This window comes from Desulfitobacterium sp. THU1 (assembly GCF_038181555.1).
Classification (GTDB): Bacteria; Bacillota; Desulfitobacteriia; order Desulfitobacteriales; family Desulfitobacteriaceae; genus Desulfitobacterium.
The window spans coordinates 187189-211007 of sequence record NZ_JBBWUA010000002.1 but is presented as its reverse complement, the minus strand read 5'-3'; the positions used below and the strand labels follow the sequence as shown (position 1 = coordinate 211007).

Genomic DNA, 23819 nt, shown 5'->3' with positions numbered 1-23819 from the left:
CTTTTGAATAGGCTTCATATTAGATTGTCCATAGTATAACACAAATCTTGGGTATTTTTCCTTCTCTTCCTGAATAAGCATGTACAAAAAGGTTGGACAGGTGTCCAGAGGAGGACGATAAAGAGATGCGTCAGCAAGCATGGCATGTTTTGCCTTGGCTCGATGTAGTGAAGGCCTTGGGAGTGAATCCCGGCAAAGGGTTAAGCCCTAGAGAGGTTAGCCATCGGTTGAGTGAGGTTGGGAGAAACATTCTAGAAAGCAAAAAAGGGGTGCATCCCGTTTTCCTGTTTCTCGGTCAATTCAAGGATTTTATGGTGCTCGTTCTTTTGGCGGCAACGATTGTTTCGGCACTCCTAGGTGAAATTGCTGATGCCGTGACGATTATGGCTATTCTCGTACTCAATGCAGTCCTCGGATTCATTCAGGAGTATCGAGCTGAGCGCTCTATCGAATCGCTTAAATCGCTCACAGCACCTGAAGCACGCGTCCTACGGGATGGCCTGGAAAGCAGAATTCCAGCTGCAGAGCTTGTGCCTGGGGATATCGTACTCCTAGAGGCTGGGGATCGCATTCCGGCTGATATTCGTTGGATTCAAGCTGTAAATGTGGAAGTGGAAGAATCTGCCCTGACCGGGGAGTCCCATCCGGTGTCAAAAAGGGTAGCTACCCTGACAGATGAACTAACTCCGATGGCTGATCGGGCAAATATGGGTTATATGGGGACTGCCTTAGTCGCTGGCCGTGGGGCCGGTGTGATCGTGGCCACAGGTATGGAAACGGAAATGGGTATCATTGCCGGCATGATTCAAAGCGTAGAAGAGGAAGAGACTCCTCTGCAAAAGCGCTTAGCCCAATTAGGAAAATACCTCGTCGTTATTAGTATTGCGGTCTGCGGTGTTGTGGTTTTGACCGGTATTTTAAGGGGTGAGGGCGCCTACAAAATGTTTTTAGCGGGGGTATCCTTGGCTGTAGCGGCTATCCCGGAAGGATTACCGGCTATTGTCACTGTAGCGCTGGCTATTGGTGTCCAACGAATGGTTAAACGCAAAGCTATCGTTCGTAAACTACCGGCGGTGGAGACCCTGGGCTGTGCTACCGTAATCTGCTCCGATAAAACCGGAACCCTGACCCAAAATGAGATGACTGTGCGTCAAATCTATGCTGATCGCAAAATGATTGCCGTGACAGGACAGGGGTATGATCCGAAGGGTGAATTTCACGGGGCTGATCCACTAAAGGAAAAGGGACCCTTGCAAAATGCTTTGAAAATCGCATCTCTGTGCAATAATTCTTCCTTGACCCGAAAGGGTGTTCAAGTGGCAGGCATGTTTCGATCAGCTGGCAAAGAGGCGCCCTGGGGAATCGAAGGGGACCCGACCGAAGGAGCTTTGCTCGTTGCGGCTGCCAAGGCAGGAATTTGGCGGGAGACTTTGGAACGCAAAGAAGAGCGGGTTGGCGAAATTCCCTTTGATTCGGATCGTAAGCGTATGAGTGTTATTTATAAAGGTAAACGTGAGAAAAACGCTTATGTTAAAGGGGCACCTGATGAAATTCTTAGACGCTGCACCCATGAACTGACCAGTGATGGGGTGGTTGAGCTCAGTGAAATACGAAGAAGGGCTATCTTTAGAGCTAATGATGAGATGGCTAAGAAAGCACTAAGGGTACTGGCTCTGGCTGAGAAACCCTTGAAAGAATATGAACGAGTCGATGAACGGGTGGAGGAGAATCTGGTTTTTGTTAGCTTAATGGGGATGATTGATCCTCCCCGGGCCAGTGCCAGCAAAGCTATCGTAGTGTGTCACAAAGCAGGAATTAAACCGGTGATGATTACCGGAGATCATCGTTTAACTGCCGAGGCTGTGGCCCGCGAGCTGGGAATTCTTAAAGGAAACAATGGGGGTATCCTGACCGGAGTCGATCTGGATAAAATGTCCGATGAAGAGCTGGAAAAGGAAGTTATGGATGTTTCTGTGTACGCACGTGTGACACCGAAGGATAAGCTAAGGATTGTGCGTGCTTTGAAAAAGAACAATCAAATAGTGGCTATGACCGGGGATGGGGTAAACGATGCACCGGCTGTAAAAGAAGCAGACATTGGCATATCTATGGGCAAGACCGGAACGGATGTGACCAAAGAGGCTTCAGCCATGGTTCTGGCAGATGATAATTTTGCCACGATCGTCGCCGCAGTTGAAGAGGGGCGAGCCATCTATGACAACATCCGTAAGTTTATTCGCTACTTACTTTCCTGTAATATCGGTGAGGTGCTGGTCATGTTCTTAGCAGCATTGGTAGGATTACCCTTACCTTTGTTAGCCATTCAAATTCTTTGGGTCAATCTGGTGACTGATGGGCTGCCGGCGATGGCCCTCGGTGTCGATGGTATGGATAAAGATATTATGAATCGTAAACCGAGAGAACCTGGAGAAAGCATTTTTGCCCGAGGGCTAGCTCGGAAAATTCTTACCCGTGGCTTAATAATAGGTTTAGGAACTCTTTTTGTCTTTGTTGCTGCCCTCTTCCTAGGGGTCAATATGCTGGCCGCTCGGACCATGGCGTTTTCCACCCTGGTCTTCTCACAGCTCTTCCACGTCTTCGATTGCAAATCGGAGACTCGAGGAATTTTCGAGATCAACTTATTTTCTAACCCCTATCTAGTTGCCGCCGTCACCGGCTCAACGATTATGCAGCTCAGCGTCATCTACTTTCCACCTCTGCAAGCTATTTTCAAAACTACGGCTCTCCTTGGCTGGCAATGGGGATTGATTCTATTGGTAGCAGGGGGTCCATCGATTCTTATTGGTATTTATCGATTGGTCAGTAATACTTGGCGTGGCAAAAGAATAATGGTAGGCTCGAAATAAGAAACGTGCTTCTGGGGTCTAGGTGAGTGATTTGCTTGCCTAGACTTTATATTTGACTAAAATCCGTTCAACATGGGCAGAAGAAAGAAAGGGCCCTTTTTAAAAAAGGATTTTATCTGACGGTGAAGAATACCTAGAGGGTATTATTTACGGTAAGAGGAGGACCAAAATGATTGAACTATTCAATGGAGGTATAGTATTAGATAATATTGATCTGATCACATATGCCGTGGTTGGGATTTTAGCGATTTTTACTTTTTCCTTAATCGTAAAAAAGGTGTTTAAGCTGGCTCTTATTTTTGTATTTATCACAATTATTGCCTATTACAATGTTCCAGATCTCATTGCCCTCATAGCCTTTCCCTAAGAGGCTGAGTATGGAATATAAGGGATAAGGAGTTGAGTGGTGTTCATGGAATTCGTCAAAATGCACGGTTTAGGCAATGATTTTGTCTTTCTAGATCAATTTGAGAGTACTACCGACCTAATAGACAGGTCGTATTCGGAACTCGCGCTTAAACTCTGTCATCGTCAATTTGGGGTGGGCGGCGACGGATTTATCGTCGTGCTTCCTTCAGAACAAGCCGATGCCAAGATGCGTATTATTAATTCAGATGGTTCTGAGCCAGAGATGTGCGGCAATGGCATACGTTGCTTTGCCCGCTATATCTATGATCGGGGATATGTGAAAAAGAACCCACTGCAGGTTGAGACCTTGGCAGGTATTCTCACTCTACAACTCGCTCTCGAGGGAGATCGGGTGACAGGGGTTAAAGTGGATATGGGAGAGCCCATCTTAAAGCCGGAGTTGATTCCCGTCAAGGTTCAAGGGGAGCCTGTCGTGGCTGAGACACTACAAGTCGAAGGACAAGAATTTAGGTTTACAGCAGTTTCCATGGGAAACCCCCACTGTGTTGTTTTTGTGGAGGATTATGAAAGCCTCGACTTTAAACGTTGGGGTCCCGCAATTGAAAAGCATGAACTTTTCCCCCGCAAGACAAATGTAGAGTTCATTATCGTTAATAATAGAAACGAACTGACCATGAAGGTTTGGGAGCGTGGGTCAGGCCCGACCCTAGCCTGTGGAACCGGAGCATGTGCTTCTGCCGTGGCGGCGGTCCTGAATGGAAAGACAGAAAGAAAGGTCACGGTACATTTGCCCGGTGGCGATCTTCTGATCGAGTGGGGAAGCGATAATCGTGTGTATATGACCGGACCGGCTACCTATGTCTTTAAAGGGGTAATGCTGGAGGATAGCATAAATTGATTTCTGCCATTAAGAGTAATCTAGTCAATGAATCCATGATACTAACAAATTATTGAGTTGTAGAACATATGGACTGCTTTATTGGGTAGAAGCAGTCCATATTTATCCGATGACAAGCAGCCGTAAAACTATCATGTTCGGGGGGGTTACGGCTGTTCTTAATATCGCTGTTACTAAGTAGCGAACATTAGCAGTGCTGATCATTAGCAGTGCTGATCATTAGCAGGATTTAGAAATAATTCCGGCTGATCGGTCACAAAAACGACTTCCCACCGTCTTATAGTGTGGAGGGGGAAATATGAAAGAAGATTTTTTAACCCTATATAAAAATTCTTTTGACGATATCTATAGATATGTTTTCTTCAAGACAGGAAATCGGTGGGAAACGGATGATATTGTTAGTTCTATCTATGAGAAGGCCTTTCATCGTTATGATCAAGTCCGCGGAAATCCTCGTGCTTGGCTTTTCACCATTGCGCGGAACTCCATAACTGATTCTTATCGGGCTAGAAAGGATACCACTTGGCATGAGTCGACGGATCGTCTTCCCTATATTGATGAAAATTTTAATTCCCTAGAAGATCAAGAGACCTTACTCTGTTTAAAAAAGTCCCTAGCTTTTCTTCCTAGCGAAGATCGAGAATTGATTAAGGCAAGATACTTTGGCAAATTAAAATTCAGGAAAATCAGTGAACTGGTCGGTAATGAGGAGGGGAATTTGCGCAAAAGGGCAAGCCGTATCCTTCAGAAGCTCCGGGTTCTCATGGAAAAATGTTTGGAGGGAGAGTCATGAACGAGGAAAGGGTAGAAAAAAGTTTAGAGAGCCTCGCACAATCCATACCGGTGAACCAAAAGCTCAAGCGGAGCTTATATCAGAAGTATTTGTTTAAGACCTATCGAAAATTTGGCTCGCTAATTGTGGCGGGCTTATTATTGCTTGTTCTCGTGCCAACACTTCTTTGGGAATCACCTTCAGTCAAGGCTGCTGATTTAAAAATTGGTCAATACCTAGTTTTGGCCAACTTGGAGCCGGGCACACCTCATGGGGTCAGCGATTATCATGGAGTAGTCTATATACCTTATCCAGGAGAAGGAATTATTAAAAAGGAAGGCGATGTGCAGAAAACGATCTATGCAGGAGCAGTGAATTGGGTAAAGGTATCCCCTTCTGGTCAGCAGCTCGTGTTTTCGGAAGAGGGGAGCCTCAAGGTGTTGGAGCTCTCTTCTAACCGGGTTACTTCTTTGTTAACTGGGGATGAGAAGGTTTTATATCTCCAGCCTTCCTGGAAAATGGAGGATTCGCTATTTTACACCCGTCAGGAGCTCAGTCCCGGCGAGGTAACTTCAACTATCTATGCTCTAAATCTAGAGACCATGGAGTCCCAAGAGATCACCGCGGGGAGCTTCCCTTCGTATTTAAAAGAAAATAACTCTTTGGTGTATGAGTTTGAAGAGCAAATTGTTTTGCGAGATATGCAGAGTGGAATAGAGACGATTATGGAGCAGGGGAATCAGCCGCAAGCCTCTCCTGATGGCCGTTATATCGCCTATACAAAATACTCCATAGAGCGAAAGGAGCTACAAAAAAACATCGAGCAGGAAGTAATCCTACAAGATGTTTGGATTGCTAGTGTGTCTGATTTTAAGGACAAAAATAAGATTACGGATAACTTTGTCTTGAAGACCATTGATGAGCAAGCATGGCTAGCTAGTCTTGAACCTTCTGCAGAAGTGCAAATATTATCCCTCAGTGGCCGGTATAGCTACTTCTATCCATCCTGGAGCGATGACTCCAAGGGGCTCTACTTTGGGCGAAGGGATTTTCAAGAAAGTCAGATTCCCCTTGCACCTCAGTTAATTCGTGTGGATTTTGTCAATCAGCCACTAGCTGCCCAAGCGACCGTCGAGCAATATTTGCAGGCTATAATCAACGGCAATGATGACTATGCCACAAGCCTCGCTCGCCAGCCTTTTTTAGAAGAGAAGCTAAAGCAGCAACGTCTGTCGTCCTACCAAGTGATCGATACGGGTAAGGAGAAAAATAGGGAATATATAGATGTGCAACTGAGCTGGGAAAAGGAAGATGGATTGCTTAAGAACGAAATTCTTCGCTTCTATCTAAGCAAGGATGAGGGACATTATTGGATTGAGGAAGCTATTTAGCAAGGATGAGTTCGGCTTTTCCGCCTATTTTCAAGGGAACATCCTCTGCAAGGGAGACCTTTACTTTCATACTTTCTTTATTCTTATTGGCCGAGGTTTGCAGGTCCTTAGGTGTATATTGTGCGACTACGTCAATAAAGATGATCGTTCCCTTGTATTCCTCTGGCCCGTTTCTTATGATCATTTCCTGACCGTAGCTGATCTTAGACAGATATTCTTCGGGAATGTAGACGACTAAATGCTTTTCGGTCTCGGAAGCGATATCGGCAATATTGTATCCGGGAGAGACCATATTCCCCAACAAATAGTTCTTGCTGATTATGGTGCCGCCCTGAAGAGCAGTAAGCTTATATTTTGCTAGGTTCTCTTGAGTCTGGCGAATTTGAATCTCCGTCAAGGCTATATCAGCTTGGGCGGAGTCAATTTTTTCCTGAGGAGTTCCCTTTTGAACCAGGACCAGTTTTTGTCTGGCATTGTCTGCTTGCAAAGTCGCAGTTTTAACCGCAGTATCTGCCAGATCCGCTTGGTATTTGACTTTATCCAAATCAGCTTGGGGCACGGCGCCGCCTTTCCACAAGGCTTGGGCGTTTGCATAGTCTTCTTGAACCCGATCTCTGGCCAACTGGGCATTAGTCAAAGCGATTTCAGCCAGTGCGACATTGTTCCGGCTTTGTTGAATTTCTTCAGAATCAACACCGGAGGTAAGCTCAGCCAAGGTTGCTTTTTTCTTGGTCAAGGTTGCCTCAAGTTGCTCTAGAGCATCTTGCTCCTTGCTGTCATCGATTACTGCGATCAGATCCCCAGCCTTGACCTCTTGTCCCAGTTCCAGGGGAAGCTGAGTAATTTTTCCGGCGACCTCGCTGTAATGGGAATAGATTGTCGTCTCCACGATTCCCTCAAACTTCAAGTCGGATGAAGCGCAGCCGCTCATTGCCAGAATCAGGCCACTCAGTCCTACTATCCAAAAGATTCTCCTCATATCCTTGTCTCCTCCCACTGTTCAATATCCTACTGTTCAAAGTATAAAAACTAATGGATTGTTTATTGCTAAGGAAACTGTACCGTAACTCAAAATAATTAAAATCCAATTAACTACTCCAAATTATATGCGATTACAAAATACTGCTTAGATCCGGCGGTATTTCTTTAAGAGGATAGTATTAAGAACCATAAAAAGCACCGAGCACGCGAGGATAACTCCTAAGTCCCAGGCGATTGCCATAAAACCGCTTCCTCTGATCATCACTTCAGTCAAGGCATCGGCTATATAGTACAAAGGCATAACCTTGCCCACAGCCTCGATTCCGGGGGGAAGGTCAAACAGACCGGAAAAAAAGATCTGGGGAACAATAATCAGAGGGATGAATTGAATCATTTGAAATTCATTATTGGCTAAGGTGGAAGCTAAAATTCCCAGGGTAAGGGCGATGATAGCAGAAAGTAAGGTGATAAGGAGTATCAGGGCAAAGGAACCGATCATCATGACTTTTAACACATATACGCAATACCAGGAAATCAGGAAAGACTGCAGAACTGTAAACACACCGAAGCCCAGTACATAGCCGACCACGATCTCCCAGCGTCGAACCGGGGTAGAGAGCAACTTCTCCAGGGTTCCTGAGGTTCTCTCCTGGAGAAAGGAAATCCCCGAGACCAGAAAAACAAAGAAGAAAATTATGAAGCCGATGAGGGTTGCTCCGAAATTGTCGAAGGTGGGCAAGTCCTCTTTGCCATAGACATATTTGACATCAGACTTCAGGTCAGCCCTAGAATAAAGGGTGTTGACCTTGGCCTGTTCCATAGCCGTTAGAGCAGCCTTGGCCTTGCCCGGGTTACTACCGTCTACTTCAATAGAGGACTTGCCGTTATTGATGCTAATAGTGGCGATAACTTCTCCCTGCTCTAAAGCCAAGCGAGCAGTATTTTCGTCATAGCGTAAAGCCTTTACATTAAAGTCCTCGAGCCGATTGATGAAGCCAACCGGGGCATTAACGACGGCGACTTTTATATTAGGAACTGAATCGGCAAGGATAAAGTAAACCAGAGTCAGCAGAAAGATTGGAGCAACCAGCATGAGAGCTAGGGTGCGTCGGTCATGTCGCAACTGGTTTAAGATCCGCAGGGTCATAGCTCTAACTCTCATTGGCTTGCCCTCCGTAATAGATGAAAGCTTCCTCGAGACTGTTTACGCCGATCTGCGCCTGCAGTTCCTGGGAGGTCCCTTTGGCAATTAACCGGCCATCCCTCATCATGGCTAGGTTATGACACTTGTCTGCTTCATCAATGACATGAGTTGTCACTAGGATGGTGGTACCCTGTTCGGCTAGTTTATTTAATTCTTGCCAGATGTTTTTGCGTAAGAGGGGGTCAATGCCGACTGTTGGTTCATCCAAAACCAATACGGGAGGGCTATGCAAGATGGCCATGGCTAAGGAAAGCCGTCGCTTCATCCCACCGGAAAAGGCCTGGACAGGTTTGTGGAGATCGGCGGAGAGATTGACTAAGTCCATAACTTCCGCCGACTTTTTCTTAATGTCAGCTTTACTCATGCCGTAAATTGCTCCGAAAAAATGCAGGTTTTCCGCAGCGGTCAGAGAAGTGTATAAAGCATCGGACTGAGCCATATAGCCAATTTTCGCCATTAAGCTCAGCTTTGGCATCGCTTCATTGAGGACATAGGCTTCACCGGAGGTCGCTTCAAGAATGCCAGCGATTATCTTCACAGCTGTTGTTTTCCCACAACCGGAAGGCCCGAGTAGACCATAGATATGACCATAAGGAATCTCCAGATCAATATCCTTCAGAACATGTTTTTTGCCGAAGAATTTATTTACTCTGCGGACAACGATGCACTGAGAATTTTCCATTGCAATTCTCGTAAAGACACCCCCAATGAGTCTAATTAGTTTCGACAGAGAGTTAGTTTTTAGACAGTGAGTTGATTATTTATCCAGTTAGATTATAATTGAACTGGATTTATCCTTCAATAAACAAAATAGTTCGATATGACTTTTAATAGACGAAGTGGCTAAATCTGTCTATTAAGTGGAAGGGGAATGGCCTATGGCTCCTGCAGATGATCGACGAGTGATAAGAACAAAAGCTGCAATTCGCAGTGCGATGATCTCTTTAATCGAAGAAAAGGGATTTGAAGCTCTGTCGGTTAAAGATATCACCGATAAAGCTAATATTAATCGCAGTACCTTTTATTTGCATTATGTAGACAAGTTTGATCTCTTTGATCAGACCCTCGAAGGAATAACTCAAGATCTTCATAGAATACTCACAGAAATCATTACTCTCACCCCAGACGACTTGCAAGATATCAAAATGCCCTATGCTGTAGTAGTAAAAGTATTTGAATATTTTCTTGCGAATGCAGCATTGATGAAAACAGTCTTAGGCACCAAAGGGAATATAGCCTTGCAAAACAAAATGAAGAAAATAATGTGGAGCGCTCTGTTTGAGAAGAATTTCTCCCCATTAATAAAGAAAGAGAATCTAGTGGTGCCCTTTGAATATTTCGCATCCTATATCGCTGCTGCCCATTTTGGGGTTATTCAGCAATGGCTGGAAAACGGGTGCCGGGAAACGCCTGAGGAGATGGCCCGCATCCTGACAAATCTAACTTTCCGCGGTCCTCTCTTTGCCGCTGGAGTATTCCATTAATCGAGGAGTCTCAGGTGGGTTCCTATTCCTTTTTAGACCTTTTCAGTTGCGTAGATTGCATCAAGGAATAAGAAGTACCCTTAAATTGTTTTTTTGAAGTCCACTAGCTATAATGGAATAAAAGGTTAGAGAAAGTAGGCTTGATATGGCAAATAGCATGACAGGATTTGGTCGAGGGGAAGCCTCAGGCTACGGCTATCAGTTCACCATCGAATTAAAAGCGGTCAATCATCGATTCTTTGAAGCGGCAGTGCGGATGCCTCGCCATCTGAATAGCTTAGAAGATAGGATACGGAAAATCCTGCAGGGAAAGATCAACCGAGGACGCATTGATGTCTTTGTTAATGTTAAGGAAACTGAAGAAAAAAAGAGATTGGCGAAGGTTGACAAAGATTTAGCCCTATCGTATGATAAAACCTTGAAGGAACTGGCTACAGCTCTAAATACGACCTATGAGACAGATATTTATCGCTTAGCGGCTTTGCCGGAGGTTTTTTCAGTGGAGGATGCGGAGATTGATCTAGAATTGATCTGGGAGCCTTTAAGCCTTGCTGTCTCTGAAGCCTTAGCTGGATTCATCGCCATGCGACAGTTGGAAGGCGGGCGCTTAGCTGAAGACCTTTTAGAGCGCTTACATATCATCAAGAATGCCAAAGACGAGATAGCCGGATATACCGATAGTATCGTGGCAGATTACCAAACCCGCTTACAGGAAAGGATTGAGGTTCTTCTGGGAGATAAGGCTATTCTCGATGAAGCTCGCCTGGCTAACGAAGTGGCTTTTTTTGCAGATCGGGCATCGATTACGGAAGAATTGGTTCGCTTGCAAAGTCATATGGACCAATGCCAAGAAGCTCTTAATAGCTCTGAACCCGTCGGGCGTAAGCTTGATTTTCTGGTTCAAGAGATGAATCGGGAGATTAACACCATTGGCTCGAAGGCTAATAATATCAGTATTACACAGCATGTTGTTCAGATGAAAAGCGAATTAGAGAAGATCAGAGAACAGGTTCAGAATCTAGAATAATTGGAGGGTAAAGTTTTGGACATTAAATTGATTAACATTGGGTTTGGCAATATTGTGTCAGCTAATCGTATCATCTCCATTGTCAGCCCGGAGTCCGCTCCGATTAAGCGGATTATTCAGGAAGCGCGAGACGCAGGGATGCTGATTGATGCCACCTATGGCCGCAGAACACGAGCTGTTATTATCTGCGATAGTCATCATGTCATTCTGTCCGCTGTTCAACCAGAAACTGTAGCCCATCGCTTATCGGCGAAAGAAGCTAACAACACTACAGAAGACCCAGCGGATTAAGGGGGAGACATGGTGGAACAGAATCATGGATTGTTGATTGTTCTATCCGGCCCTTCTGGGGCGGGGAAAGGAACCCTTTGCCAGGAACTGTTGAGACAAATGCCTCAGGTAAAGTATTCCGTGTCAGCAACGACGCGCCAGCCTCGTCCGGGTGAAGTAGATGGATTGCATTATTTTTTCCGCAGCCGGGAAGAATTTCAAGCCATGATCGAGCAGGATCAACTTTTGGAATGGGCGGAGTTTTGCGGGAACTTCTATGGAACACCGAAGTTTGCTGTGGAACAAGCCATTCATGCAGGCAATGATGTCATTCTCGAGATTGAAATTCAGGGAGCTTTGCAGGTCAAGAAGCGCTTCTCCCAGGGGGTGTTCATCTTTGTTGTTCCGCCTTCCATGGATGAGCTTGCCCAGCGCATTCATAAGCGTGGAACGGAATCTGAGGAGATCATCCAGAAGAGACTGAAAACTGCCGCACGAGAGCTGGAATACGTCAGCGAGTATGATTATGTGGTCATCAATGATGAAATTCCTATCGCGGTGGATAAGCTAAAAAGTATACTCGTTGCCGAAAAATGTCGTGTCAAAAGAAAACCATATGTATTTCAGGGGGTGTAAATATGAAACAACCTTCCCTCGATATTCTACTCAGTAAAGTGGATAGTAAGTATACTCTGGTATTGGCAGCCGCCAAGAGAGCTCGTAACCTGATGGAAGAACCGGAATTCGAAGCAAACCATCCGGGAGAAAAGCCGGTCAGCATTGCTTTTGAAGAAATTGCTAAGGGAAAATATCATTTTGAATTGACCACTGAGGGAATTAAATAATGTTGGGGAATAAGAAGATCTTAGTGGGGGTTACCGGCGGTATTGCTGCTTATAAGGCGGCAGATGTTGTCAGTAGGTTGCGCAAGCATGGTGCAATTGTATATGTGGCAATGACTAAAGGGGCAACAGAGTTCATTGCCCCTTTGACCTTAAGGACCCTTTCCGCTAACCCTGTCTATGTAGAGATGTTTGAAGAACCCAAGGTATGGAATGTTGAGCATATTGCTCTTGCGGAAGCTGTGGATGCAGTTCTGATTGCTCCTGCTACTGCTAATATATTGGCCAAAATGGCTGTTGGCATCGCCGACGATTTTCTAACCACTGTCTTGCTTGCTACCAGAGCTCCTATCTTCGTGGCGCCGGCTATGAATCATAATATGTATCATCATCCGGTCACCCAAGATAACCTACAAAAGTTGCGGGAACGTTCTGTAGGCATCTTAGGACCGGCTACTGGCTTTTTAGCTTGTGATACGGCCGGAGATGGGCGGATGAGTGAGCCTCAGGAGTTAGTCGAAGCTTTACAGCACTATTTTGCTGCTTCGGGAAGACTGGCGGGAAAAAGGGCTCTAGTTACGGCTGGAGGAACCCAGGAGCCGCTTGATCCAGTGCGCTACCTTGGTAATCGCTCCTCGGGAAAAATGGGCTACGCTGTGGCAGAGGCTTTACAGGAAGCAGGAGCAGAAACAACCCTTATCTCTGCTCCCACTGAACTAGCGACTCCACCGGGAGTAAAGCGAATTTCAATTATGACAGCCCAAGAAATGTATGATGCAGTCATGAGTGAATTTGCGGATGCAGATATTGTGGTCAAAGCAGCAGCAGTTGCTGATTATCGCCCTCAAGCAAGTGCTGCGCAGAAAATAAAGAAGGATGGAACAAGCCGAACCCTTGAGCTTGTTCCTAACCCAGATATCTTAGCAGAGTTAGGTAAGAAAAAAGAACAACAATTCTTGGTGGGTTTTGCCGCTGAGACGGAAAAGCTCTATGAACATGCTCAGGCCAAGATGCAGCGTAAGAATGTAGATATGCTGGTAGCCAACGACGTCACCCAGCCCGGAGCGGGGTTTGGTAGTCCGACCAATATTGTTAGCTTTCTTTTTCCTGAGGGGAGAAGAATCGATCTACCCCAGATGAAGAAGCTAGAAGTGGCTAGGCGCTTGGTTCAAGAGATTGTGGAACAACTCAAGGAGAAGGAGTGATTGATATGGCAAGGAAATTGTTTACTTCCGAGTCGGTAACGGAAGGACATCCCGATAAAATCTGTGACCAAATATCCGATGCGATTTTAGATGCTATCTTCGCCAAAGACCCCAATGCTCGAGTAGCCTGTGAAACCTCAGTGACCACAGGATTGGTGTTGGTAAGTGGTGAGATTACAACCAATTGCTATGTGGATATTCCCAGCACGGTAAGGCAGACCATTCGCGAGATTGGTTATACCCGCGCTAAATTTGGCTTTGACGCTGATACCTGCGCAGTTCTCACTTCTATTGGGGAGCAATCTGCTGATATCGCCTTAGGAGTTGACAAAGCCTTGGAAGCCAAAAACGGTGAGATGTCGGACGAGGCTATCGAAGCTATCGGTGCCGGAGACCAAGGTATGATGTTTGGCTACGCCACTAACGAAACGGATAGCTATATGCCCCTTCCTATCGATTTGGCTCATCGCTTGGCACGCCGCTTAAGTGAAGTTCGCAAGACCGATCTTTTAGATTATCTCCGTCCGGATGGCAAGACCCAAGTCACTGTCGAATATGAGGGCAATCGTCCGGTGCGGATTGATACTATTGTTATTTCCACCCAGCATCATCCGGAATCATCTCAAGAAAGGATTCGCCGCGACCTTCTGGAGCATGTGGTGTTCCCAGTAGTCCCTTCAGAACTACTGGACGAAAAGACCCGTTATTTCATTAACCCAACAGGTCGTTTTGTGATTGGTGGTCCCCAAGGGGATGCCGGCTTGACTGGGCGCAAAATTATTGTGGATACCTATGGTGGTATGGCCCGCCATGGGGGCGGCGCCTTCTCCGGAAAAGATCCCACCAAGGTTGACCGTTCCGCTGCCTATGCTGCTCGTTATGTCGCTAAGAACGTCGTTGCAGCAGGCTTGGCCGATCGTTGCGAAATTCAAATCGCCTACGCTATTGGGGTGGCTCATCCTGTCTCTGTCAACGTGGAGACCTTTGGAACAGCCAAGATTGCCGAAGATAAGATTGTTGAACTGATCCGCACCAACTTCGATTTGCGTCCCGCAGGAATCATTAAGACCTTGGATCTGCGTCGACCCATCTACCGCCAAACAGCAGCCTACGGCCATTTTGGCCGCAATGACCTCGATCTTCCATGGGAAAAGACCGATAAGGCAGCTACTCTTCGGGAACAAGCTGGATTATAAGTTAGAACGTAAAAAGGGGTCGGGTAACATTTTTCCTTTCTTCAAAAATGTTACCCGACTCCCTTTATTATTGCATTATTCTATTCCTAGTGGCTTTGGTTTGAGAAGGTCAAGCCGGTGCGGATTTGTTTTTGGTGAAAAGAATTAAAAATACTATCAAGAGTGCTATAAAACCTGCTGTTCCGCAAAAATATTGGAATCTCAGGGTGGTGATGCCGAGAGCCCCCATAATCGCGGCGTAAACATAACCGGAAAGGAAGCCGCCCAAGTTCATACCGGATACGATGATTGACATGGCCATCGGAGTTTGGCTCGGATGCACTGAGGCACCGGCTAGCATGTTGATAGAAGTCATAACCAGGGTTAAACCAACTCCCATTAATGCTTCACCAATAATAAACAGCACAACGCTTTGGCTAAAGGCAAAGATAACCTGAGATGCGATGAAAAACGCAAATCCAATATTGAGCGTCTGTTTGCCCATTCTTTGATATATTTTCCCGAATACTGTCCCAGCTAGCATACCCCCAACGGTCATGAACATCAAGACAATCCCTGCTACTGAAGAGTTGGCGCCGATGGTTTGGAGAACAAACGACATATTAGTCAGAGATGGAAAGTCCAGGATGGTTACGATCAGGAATACGAGTGCCCAGCCATAGATAGAGCCCGGCAGTTTAAGTTTTTCCTGTGACGCTTCGGCACCTGCAGGGAACTGATGCTTTTTGGGTTCGGGCAAGAATAAGATAACCAGTAAGAGTGTGATCAAACCTAGTGCATGGGCAAGGAAGCTGTAGTTCCATGCGATGGAAGCGAAAACGCCACCCAGTAATTGGAGTACGATTCCGCCGATATTCATGACAACCCCGTTGATTCCCATGATATTTGCTTGCTTATCAGGGGGGATTAGATTAAATATCAATGAAGTATTGAGCGGCATGATCAGGCCAAGTCCTAAACCGAAGAAGGCTCTGGAAACCAGAATTGTGATGAAATTATCTAAGAAATATGGCACTACACCGCCGATGACGAATACGATGGTTGCAAAGATTACTAATGTCCGGTACTTAACGGATTTTCCTGCTATACTACCGCCAATAATGGCTACTGGTATTGAAACAAGGGATGGAATGGTGGAAACCAATAAAATAGTGCTAAAGCCTACACTTGGGAAAGCCGCAGCAATAGATGCAATAGCCGGAGTAATTGTCCCTACGCCCATGGCAATAAAGGCAAAGGAGAAAATCGCCAATAAAGCTAACGATTGCTTCTTTTCACTCATAGGTATCTTCCTTTCGTTAATCATCGCATAATTCTTACTTTGTAAAAGTTTCGATTACTAGGCTACCTACTCTGTTACTTCTAAGCTCGGTGAGTTGTAGTGGATATTACTGAAACAGGAGTGCTAATTAATGTAAAAAGGGGCATGGTCACTAGTTTAGCTATGTCGCTATTTTGCGATAGCTATCCTCCCTTCTCGTTGTTGTTTATATGTCTAGACAAGTTACATTGTACAATAATCTTAATGCTTTGAATACAAATTTATTCCAGTTCTATATTTTAAATTTTGAAGAGCGCGCAAGTCTTAGTTCTTGCGCGCTCTTTGTCAGATTTCACCTTTACCAAGTGGCTACGACGCCATCAGTTCGTTGTTCGGTGGCGCCTATTAACACATCATTTTCATCGCGCCACACAATCTGCCCTCGTCCGAACAGACCGGTATTGCCGCTCCATTCAATATCATGGCCCATGCGACATAAAGCATCGGCGATATGATGGGGGAAGGAACGTTCCACCTGAACATGGCGGTCTTTGTTCCAAAGAAAGCGGGGGGCATCTAAGGCTGCTTGGGGATTTAGGTTGAAGTCAATGGCATTCATCAGTACCTGCACATGGCCTTGAGGCTGCATAAAGCCACCCATGACCCCAAAGGGTCCCACCGCTCTTCCGGCTTTAGTAAGGAACCCGGGGATGATGGTGTGGTAAGGACGCTTCCTTGGCTCTAAGAAATTAGCGTGATGAGGATCTAAGGAGAAGTTGTTGCCCCGATTATGTAGGTTGATGCCGGTTCCGGGAACCACTAAGCCTGAACCAAAGTCCATATAATTGCTCTGGATCATGGAAACCATGTTACCTTCGTTATCTGCAGTAGCTAAGTAAACGGTTCCGCCTTTAGGAGGAGTTCCTGGCTCTGGGAGAAGGGCAGTTTTACCGATAAGCTTACGACGTTCTAACGCATACCCTTCGGAAAGGAGATCATTTACCTTAACACCCATATCCCGTGGATCGGCGATATATTTGCGCCCGTCCACATAAGCCAGTTTAATAGCTTCAATTTGTTTGTGAAATGTATCGATACAATCTTTATCAGTGAATTCAAAGCCTTTGAGAATGTTCAGTGCCATAAGGGCGACTAAGCCATGGCCGTTGGGGGGAATCTCCCAGACGTCATAGCCCCGATAATTGACGCTGATGGGATCTACCCATAAGGGTTGGTATTCCTCTAAGTCCGCTTTGCGAAGATAACCGCCAAATTTTTGGGAGAAAGCATCGATTTGATCGGCTAACTCTCCTTTATAAAAGGCCTGAGCGTTACTCTCAGCGATTTTCGTCAAGGTATGGGCATGATCTGGGGAACGCCACACTTCGCCAATGAAGGGAGCTCGTCCTTGGGGAGCGAAGGTTTCAAACCAAGGGGCATACTCTTCTCCCTTGAGATCATGGGAGCATTTCTCGTAGGCTATCTGCCAATTGTGGCCGAGAATCGGGGATACAGGGTAGCCTTGTTCTGCATATTCGATGGCCGGCTTTAGAGTTTCGGTTAAAGGTAGTCGACCAAAACGCTCTGCTAAAGCAGCCCAGGCTGAAGGTGCTCCCGGCACGGTAACAGGAATCCAGCCATATTGCGGCATTTCACTATAGCCCTTTTTGATTAAATCTTGGCCGGAGAGGGAAGCCGGTGCTGTACCACTGGCATTAAGTCCATGAAGCTGTCCTTTAGTCCAGACTAAAGCAAAAGCATCGCCACCAATACCGTTAGAGGTAGGTTCCACGACGGTCAGACAAGCTGCGGTAGCGATAGCTGCGTCGATGGCGTTCCCGCCTTTTTTGAGGATGTCCAAGCCTGCTTGAGCGGCCAGTGCTTGGGAGGTAGCCACCATCCCGCGGCTAGCATAGTTAAGTAACCGTTTTGAAGCATAAGGGTAGTATAAGGGATCAAATATCATGACTATACCTCCTGAAAAGTTATGTATATACTTGCTATTTGCCATCTTTGCATAGATTAGCTGATTTAGTTATTGCTTTATATAAAGCGAATTTCTAGTTGCTGGAAACTGTTTCGAGCCACCGGGTAATATCTTCCGAATCAACGGAACCATTGGTAGCAATTCCGGGCAAGATGGTAGCTTTTGGACACTCCTTAGCTATATCATCTTCAATTTGGCAGAATCCTCCGCCACCATGAGTGCAAAAGGGGATTACTGTCTTACCAGTAAAATCAAATTGTTTAAGAAAACTCAAAACGGGCGGAGCTACTGTTTTAAACCAGTTTGGCGTACCGATAAAGATTGTCTGATAACCATCGATCGATTCATTTCCGCGAATGAGCTTTGGGCAAAATCCTCTCGAAATCTCATTCCTTACCTCTTTAGCAGCTGTGTTATAGTCAAAAGAATATTTTTTATCAGGAACAAGCTCCCTGATTGTGCCACCAGTCTGCTTAGCTATTTCTAAAGCTAAGTTCTTTGTGTTGCCAAAAAGTGAGTAATAAACTATTAAAGTATCGTTCACTTATAATGGTTTCCTTTCACGAATTGTAGGCCTTAATAGTTGTTTAGATCATAACAGGTTGTATTATATCATTTTATTATCGGGAAATCCCAATTCTTTAAGGCAAAGATAAAGTAGGGGCATCGCAAACTACTCTAAGTAGTTTGCGATGCCCCCTATATATAAAGGATTCAATTCTAAAATTATCCAGATTTAAGTCGTTTACTTAGCTACTTCTTTTTGAATTGTCGCTTGATCCTCTTTTTCTTCCCGAAGGATGAGATTGAGGATAATTCCGGCTAAAGTCGCATAGGCAACACCGTGACTGGAGACCCCGATACCGACGGCAAAGATCACCGAAGCGATGATTAGGTTCTTGCTCTTGGAGAAATCCACTTGCGCCTCAATCAGGGTACGCAGACCAGTGACTCCAATCATACCGAAGAGGTAGAGGGAGACGCCGCCCATGACGGCTGTGGGGATGGACATAATCAAGGCTTGGAGGGGGCTGACGAAACTAAGGATGATGGCGATAATAGCGGCTACCCAGATGTTAAAGGTGCTATAGACTCGCGTAACGGCAAGGACGCCGATGTTTTCGCCGTAAGTGGTTACCGGGGGGCCACCTAAGAAGCTGGCGATGCCGGTAGCGAGGCCATTGCCCAGTAACACTCTATTGAAGCCAGGTTTCTCGATAGGATCTGAGTGGGTGATATTGCCCAGCACAATCATATGGCCAAGGTCTTCGATGATAGTGACAAAAGCCAGAGGGGCAAACATCAGGATCGCAGCCTTATTCAAGCTTGGCATTGCCCATGTGTCAGCATTGATAGGTGAAGCAATAATTTTATCTAGGGAAGCTACGGAAGCAGTTACCCCGGTGAAGTCGACTAAACCGGCGAAAGCAGCGACAATGTAACCGATGATAATTCCGGACAGAATCGGAATGATTTTTAAGAAGCCCTTGGCATAAGTACTCAGAAAAACGGTCACGCCGAGGGTAAATATAGCGATATACCAGTTGTTAGCCGACATGCCTGCAGCGACTGGGGTTAAGCTTAAACCAATAATGGCTACAACCGGGCCGGCCACCACTGAAGGAACGATCTTATGAATCCATGCGCTACCAAAAACGCTCATGAGCGCGAAAAGGATGATATATATAATACCGATGACAAGTGCTCCGCCCATAGCCGCAGCTAAATTATTCTGATCCTTAACAAAATAAGTCAAAGCAGCAATGTAAGCAAAGGAAGAACCTAAGTAAGCTGGGATCATGCTTTTAGTTAAGAGGAGGAAAATGATCGTGCCGATTCCTGAGGAAAGGAGAGCGATGGCTGGGCTTAAGCCAGTTAAAAAGGGCACGAGGACTGTGGCTCCAAACATTGCAAAGACATGCTGCAAGCCGAGAGGAATCGTTTGGGCAAGGGAAAGTCTTTCATGAATCTGAACTTCTTTGATCATGGGTTAGCCTCCTTTTCATTCACAACAAAAAACCTCTTCCTTGCCCGCAAGCAAGAAAGAGGTGCCCATGTCAACATCATCATGGTACGCCATTTCCTTCTTAGCCTCACGGGACTAATTTAAAGGTCATAGAATATTTACCTTGTTTAGAGCATAGCATAGTTAAAATTAGTTTGGCAAGAGATTTTTCACGATATTTTTCGTGAGACTCATATCAATAGTATTCCTTATGGTAATCATAATAAAATATGTATGGAATGGGAAAATAAGGAGAAGGGAGAATAGAAAATTAAGGAGTAGATGATCGAAACCAAATCAGTGCCTTGGAATTCCAAAAAGAAGGAATCAAATAAGTTTCAGAGAATTAGTTCCTGTCAAATACCGGATAACAAGACATACTGATAACTGATTAACAAGGAGGTACATAGTATGATTATGACGACAACTCCCAATATCGATGGGCGAAAAATCCAGTCCTACCATGGAATTGTTACGGGGGAGGCCATTATGGGTGCCAATGTGGTCCGTGACGTGTTCGCCAGTATTACTGATATTATTGGCGGTCGTTCGGGGGCCTATGAAGAAAAGCTTCAAGATGCTCGAGAAATCGCTTTTCAAGAAATGCAACAAAATGCGGCTCATCTGGGGGCTAATGCTGTAGTTGGGGTAGATATCGATTATGAAGTTGTGGGCCAAAGTGGCAGTATGCTCATGGTCAGCGTCTCTGGGACAGCAGTCACGGTAGTATAAAGTAGGAAGATAATCAGAAAAGAAGATAGGATTTAGGTTCCGGGATGTTGGGTAGACCAGCATCCCTTTATTGATTTTTCAGGATATTGGTCATAAGGGGTCTATACCGACAATTCTTCATCTATGTTAAAATGTAAGTTAGGAATAAAAATAGAATGACCCAATGGAGGCGATGAAATTGCATTATGCAGAGGTTCTTGTCGATGTGGCTAATCGTCGCCTTGATCAAGTGTTTCATTATCGTATACCTACGGACATGGCTCTGAAGCGAGGTATGAGGGTCCTTGTGCCCTTGAACTATCGTCAGGTTCAGGGAGTTGTAGTCCGTTTGACTAATGACTTGCCTCTAGGGGTTTCTGACGGCGCAATCAAACCGATTTTAAGTATTGTCGGACATATGGAAACTATCCCAGAGGATCTAATTGAATTAGCTCTGTGGTTAGCAGAGACGACGATTTGTTCTATTGCGCAAAGTCTTCACACGGTTTGGCCCCTCTTAAAAGGTAAAGTGGAGGAGTGGGTTATCCCCATTGCCACCAAAGAAGATGAAGATGTTAAAACTCTACAGATTCTCGATCCGGACACCTATAACGCCTTGGCAGTACTCTTTAGATCGCGAAATAAGGCCTTGTCTCTGAGTATATATCTCAAACGATCAGGACTGAATAAAAATCAAGTTGAGCAGTTAGCCAAGCAAGGATGGCTCAAGCTGGAGTCTCGCTTTACCTCTGGGGTTCCTCAGAGTGTACAAAAGGCTCTTACAAGTGGAGTCACAGCTGAGGCTGATGAGGTGAAGGCTAACGATAGCAAAAAGCTACCTGCGGATTATCGGCGGGTACTCACTCCTGAACAAGGGTTGGTATGCCAAAAGGTCATGGAGGCTTTAGCTAAGCAGCAGTATGAAACCATGCTCTTGCACGGCATCACTGGGAGTGGCAAGACGGAAGTTTACCAGCGAATTATCGGCGAAGTATTAGCTCAAGGTGGCTCGGCTATTCTACTTGTGCCTGAGATATCTCTCACCTCGCAGATCGCTAGATATTTTCGTGAGCACTTTGGTGACCAGCTGATTGTGTTGCACTCCGGTCTGCAGGCCAGTGAAAAGGCTAAGGCTTGGCAAGATATTTTGCAGGGTAAAGTCAGGGTTGTCATCGGTGCTCGCTCTGCTGTCTTTGCGCCTCTTCCCAATCTGCGCCTGATTATTTTAGATGAAGAGCATGAAGGTGCTTACCATCAGGAAGAAAACCCCAAATACCATGCTCGAAATGTTGCCCGCAAGCGTATGGAACAGCTCGGGGGAGTTGTGCTTTTGGGCAGTGCTACCCCTTCCCTAGAAGCCTATGCCGCAGCCCAGACGGGGAAGATTTCTCTGCTGACCATGGGAAATCGGGTCGCTAACCGACCGCTACCACCGGTGGAGGTGGTTGATATGCGAGAAGAACTGATAAAAGGCAATCGCAGCATGTTTTCCCTCTCTCTACAAGATAAGCTCAGAGGGACCTTGGAGCGGGGTGAACAGGGAATGCTCTTCTTAAACCGCCGCGGTTATTCTACCTTTGTTGTGTGCCGAGAGTGCGGCTATGTGGTTCGCTGCAGTCACTGCGATATTGCCCTGACCTACCACACCCAAGGCAATTCCATGCGCTGTCATTATTGCAATCACGAAGAGATTCCCCCGCGAACCTGCCCGGAATGCGGTAGCCGTTATATTCGTTTTTTTGGCCAAGGGACACAGCGTGTTGAAGAGGAGATCAAAGGTCTCTATCCGTCGGCGAGAATTCTTCGTTTAGATTTTGACACCACCCGTTCGAGGGAAGCCTATGGAGAAATCCTGGGAAGATTTCGTCGTCAAGAAGCAGATGTTTTAGTGGGTACCCAGATGATGGCCAAAGGTTTGGATTTTCCCAATGTAACGTTGGTGGGGGTTATCGCAGCTGATCAAATGCTTAACATGCCGGATTTCCGGGCAAGGGAGAGAACCTTCCAGCTCCTAACCCAAGTGGCCGGTCGGGCCGGGCGTAGTGACAAACCGGGACAGGTCGTTATTCAGACCTATGCACCCGAAGACCGGGCGATTATTCAAGCCTCTCACCATAACTTCAAGGGCTTCTTTTGGGAAGAGATCGGCTATCGCAAGGCAAGAAATTATCCGCCCTACACCCATGTGATTCGCGTAACCCTGACCCACGAAAAGGAGGAAAGGGTCATCAAGGGAGCACATAGTCTAGCCCATGCCTTAAATCAAGGACTAGAGTCTCATGAAAATGGGAATACTTCTTTAGATATTCTCGGCCCAGCCCCCGCCGTGATGCCGCGTTTAAAAAATCACTATCGCTGGCAGGTATCAATCAAAGGAAAACGCCTCGATTTTATGCGTGAATTTATGCATCAAGGGGTGCAACGCTTTGCTCACGATTCAAGCAGTTCAGGGGTCCAATTGAATATTGAAGTGGATCCATTAAGTATGTAAGAGCTCTGTCACAGGAATGCGACATGTAATATAATGAATATCAAGTAATATGAGAGGGGAAAAGGTAAATGGCAATTTATCAGATTGTGGAGATAGGTTCAGACGTGTTGAGAGACAAGGCAGTTCCCGTTAAAGAGATTACACCCAATATTGTGAAGCTGTTAGATAATATGCTGGACACACTTTATGATGCCAACGGAGTAGGCTTAGCCGCTCCTCAGGTCGGAGTTTCCAAGCGGGTCGTGGTTGTTGATGTAGGAGATGGCCCCATAGAATTGATCAATCCCGTCATTCTTGAGGCAGAAGGAGAAGACACCGATGATGAAGGCTGCCTAAGCATTCCTGGTATTACAGGCCAAGTGAAGCGAGCAGCCAAAGTCAAAGTCGAAGCCCTCAACCGCAAAGGAGAGCGCCAAGTCATCGAAGGAACAGGCCTATTAGCTCGCTGCTTTCAGCATGAACTTGACCACCTAGAAGGGGTCCTCTTTGTCGATAAAGCAGCAAAAACATATCGGCGATAATTCGTCAAAACAGACTTGATCAGCACTAGGGAAGATACTGGGGTAGTGTTAGAACAGCACTAGAGCAGGTGTTAGAGCAGTGCTATAACAATACTTGAGCAATGCATAAGACAGATGCTTAAGCGGTTACTAGAAAAACAACCCAAGGATTTTGCTTTACAAAAGAGAGCGATTTTAAGCGAGCGGAAGCAAAACTTCGCGAAAAGCGCGCAGCGGAGTCGGGTTGGAAACAGGACGTTTCCAACCAGCCATTGAGCAGGAGCGAATTGGCTGGGCACCCGACGGAGCGGAGAGCTTGAGCGTTAGTTTTGTCCGCGCAGCTTACTTAGCGTACGGT

At 45.9% G+C, this 23819-nt stretch carries 22 protein-coding genes; 15 read left to right on the top strand and 7 right to left on the bottom strand.

What is annotated here, in order from left to right; all coding sequences use genetic code 11:
* The first annotated feature begins 125 nt into the window (after positions 1 to 125).
* The 5 genes from AAC978_RS03270 to AAC978_RS03250 all read left to right on the top strand — a co-directional run bounded on the left by AAC978_RS03270 (position 126) and on the right by AAC978_RS03250 (position 6297).
* Entirely contained in the window at positions 126 to 2867 is a 2742-nt protein-coding gene (locus tag AAC978_RS03270) for a calcium-transporting P-type ATPase, PMR1-type (RefSeq protein WP_341546537.1), read from the top strand.
* A 169-nt stretch (positions 2868 to 3036) separates the two neighbouring features.
* Positions 3037 to 3234, top strand: coding sequence for a hypothetical protein (locus tag AAC978_RS03265; RefSeq protein ID WP_341546536.1), 198 nt, complete (start codon positions 3037 to 3039; stop codon positions 3232 to 3234).
* A 45-nt stretch (positions 3235 to 3279) separates the two neighbouring features.
* Positions 3280 to 4134 carry a diaminopimelate epimerase gene (gene dapF, locus AAC978_RS03260; protein WP_341546535.1) on the top strand — a complete coding sequence of 285 codons (855 nt, stop codon included), beginning with the start codon at positions 3280 to 3282 and terminating at the stop codon, positions 4132 to 4134.
* Between the two features lie 298 nt (positions 4135 to 4432).
* Positions 4433 to 4927, top strand: a complete 495-nt coding sequence (locus tag AAC978_RS03255; RefSeq protein ID WP_341546534.1) for an RNA polymerase sigma factor — start codon at positions 4433 to 4435, stop codon at positions 4925 to 4927.
* Positions 4924 to 6297, top strand: a complete 1374-nt coding sequence (locus AAC978_RS03250; protein WP_341546533.1) for a hypothetical protein — start codon at positions 4924 to 4926, stop codon at positions 6295 to 6297. The genes AAC978_RS03255 and AAC978_RS03250 overlap by 4 nt, the downstream gene beginning before the upstream one ends.
* On the opposite strand, the gene AAC978_RS03245 is transcribed toward AAC978_RS03250, so the two are convergent.
* The 3 genes from AAC978_RS03245 to AAC978_RS03235 form a co-directional block, all read right to left on the bottom strand.
* Positions 6290 to 7276: an HlyD family secretion protein gene (locus tag AAC978_RS03245; RefSeq protein WP_341546532.1), complete on the bottom strand. Its 987-nt coding sequence runs from the start codon at positions 7274 to 7276 to the stop codon at positions 6290 to 6292. The two genes, AAC978_RS03250 and AAC978_RS03245, sit on opposite strands and share 8 nt — an antisense overlap.
* A 147-nt stretch (positions 7277 to 7423) precedes the next feature.
* Positions 7424 to 8440 carry an ABC transporter permease gene (locus AAC978_RS03240; RefSeq protein WP_341546531.1) on the bottom strand — a complete coding sequence of 339 codons (1017 nt, stop codon included), beginning with the start codon at positions 8438 to 8440 and terminating at the stop codon, positions 7424 to 7426.
* Complete coding sequence (locus tag AAC978_RS03235; RefSeq protein ID WP_341546530.1) at positions 8430 to 9164, bottom strand: ABC transporter ATP-binding protein; 735 nt, start codon at positions 9162 to 9164, stop codon at positions 8430 to 8432. The genes AAC978_RS03240 and AAC978_RS03235 overlap by 11 nt, the downstream gene beginning before the upstream one ends.
* A gap of 196 nt (positions 9165 to 9360) precedes the next feature.
* Between AAC978_RS03235 and AAC978_RS03230 the strand changes: the two genes are divergently transcribed.
* The 7 genes from AAC978_RS03230 to metK all read left to right on the top strand — a co-directional run bounded on the left by AAC978_RS03230 (position 9361) and on the right by metK (position 14506).
* Positions 9361 to 9966 (top strand): TetR/AcrR family transcriptional regulator, encoded by a 606-nt coding sequence (locus AAC978_RS03230; protein WP_341546529.1) that lies wholly within the window; start codon positions 9361 to 9363, stop codon positions 9964 to 9966.
* Between the two features lie 145 nt (positions 9967 to 10111).
* Entirely contained in the window at positions 10112 to 10993 is an 882-nt protein-coding gene (locus AAC978_RS03225) for a YicC/YloC family endoribonuclease (RefSeq protein WP_341546528.1), read from the top strand.
* A gap of 15 nt (positions 10994 to 11008) precedes the next feature.
* Entirely contained in the window at positions 11009 to 11284 is a 276-nt protein-coding gene (remA, locus tag AAC978_RS03220) for an extracellular matrix/biofilm regulator RemA (RefSeq protein ID WP_341546527.1), read from the top strand.
* Between the two features lie 12 nt (positions 11285 to 11296).
* Entirely contained in the window at positions 11297 to 11899 is a 603-nt protein-coding gene (gene gmk, locus AAC978_RS03215) for a guanylate kinase (protein WP_341546526.1), read from the top strand.
* Positions 11900 to 11901: 2 nt separating this feature from the next.
* Positions 11902 to 12108, top strand: coding sequence for a DNA-directed RNA polymerase subunit omega (rpoZ, locus tag AAC978_RS03210; RefSeq protein WP_015263128.1), 207 nt, complete (start codon positions 11902 to 11904; stop codon positions 12106 to 12108).
* Positions 12108 to 13310 (top strand): bifunctional phosphopantothenoylcysteine decarboxylase/phosphopantothenate--cysteine ligase CoaBC, encoded by a 1203-nt coding sequence (coaBC, locus tag AAC978_RS03205; protein ID WP_341546525.1) that lies wholly within the window; start codon positions 12108 to 12110, stop codon positions 13308 to 13310. Before rpoZ ends, coaBC begins: the two co-directional genes overlap by 1 nt.
* Positions 13311 to 13315: 5 nt before the next feature.
* The gene (gene metK / locus AAC978_RS03200) at positions 13316 to 14506 is read left to right on the top strand and encodes a methionine adenosyltransferase (protein ID WP_341546524.1); all 1191 of its coding nucleotides are present in this window, start codon (positions 13316 to 13318) and stop codon (positions 14504 to 14506) included.
* A gap of 109 nt (positions 14507 to 14615) precedes the next feature.
* Here the strand turns inward: metK and AAC978_RS03195 are convergent, their stop codons facing one another.
* The 4 genes from AAC978_RS03195 to AAC978_RS03180 all read right to left on the bottom strand — a co-directional run bounded on the left by AAC978_RS03195 (position 14616) and on the right by AAC978_RS03180 (position 19741).
* Positions 14616 to 15788, bottom strand: coding sequence for an MFS transporter (locus AAC978_RS03195; protein ID WP_341546646.1), 1173 nt, complete (start codon positions 15786 to 15788; stop codon positions 14616 to 14618).
* A 337-nt stretch (positions 15789 to 16125) separates the two neighbouring features.
* A complete protein-coding gene (locus AAC978_RS03190) occupies positions 16126 to 17733 on the bottom strand; it encodes a gamma-glutamyltransferase family protein (protein ID WP_341546523.1) in 1608 nt (535 codons plus the stop codon).
* A gap of 94 nt (positions 17734 to 17827) precedes the next feature.
* Complete coding sequence (locus tag AAC978_RS03185) at positions 17828 to 18298, bottom strand: flavodoxin (protein ID WP_341546522.1); 471 nt, start codon at positions 18296 to 18298, stop codon at positions 17828 to 17830.
* Positions 18299 to 18499: 201 nt separating this feature from the next.
* On the bottom strand, positions 18500 to 19741 hold the full coding sequence (locus AAC978_RS03180; protein ID WP_341546521.1) for a solute carrier family 23 protein: 1242 nt from the start codon (positions 19739 to 19741) through the stop codon (positions 18500 to 18502).
* A 429-nt stretch (positions 19742 to 20170) separates the two neighbouring features.
* On the opposite strand from AAC978_RS03180, the gene AAC978_RS03175 reads away from it, so the two are divergent.
* From AAC978_RS03175 to def, 3 genes are all read left to right on the top strand, one after another.
* Positions 20171 to 20491 (top strand): heavy metal-binding domain-containing protein, encoded by a 321-nt coding sequence (locus tag AAC978_RS03175; protein WP_341546520.1) that lies wholly within the window; start codon positions 20171 to 20173, stop codon positions 20489 to 20491.
* Positions 20492 to 20663: 172 nt separating this feature from the next.
* The gene (gene priA / locus AAC978_RS03170; RefSeq protein ID WP_341546519.1) at positions 20664 to 22961 is read left to right on the top strand and encodes a replication restart helicase PriA; all 2298 of its coding nucleotides are present in this window, start codon (positions 20664 to 20666) and stop codon (positions 22959 to 22961) included.
* Between the two features lie 68 nt (positions 22962 to 23029).
* Positions 23030 to 23482 carry a peptide deformylase gene (gene def, locus AAC978_RS03165; RefSeq protein ID WP_341546518.1) on the top strand — a complete coding sequence of 151 codons (453 nt, stop codon included), beginning with the start codon at positions 23030 to 23032 and terminating at the stop codon, positions 23480 to 23482.
* Positions 23483 to 23819 lie beyond the last annotated feature (337 nt).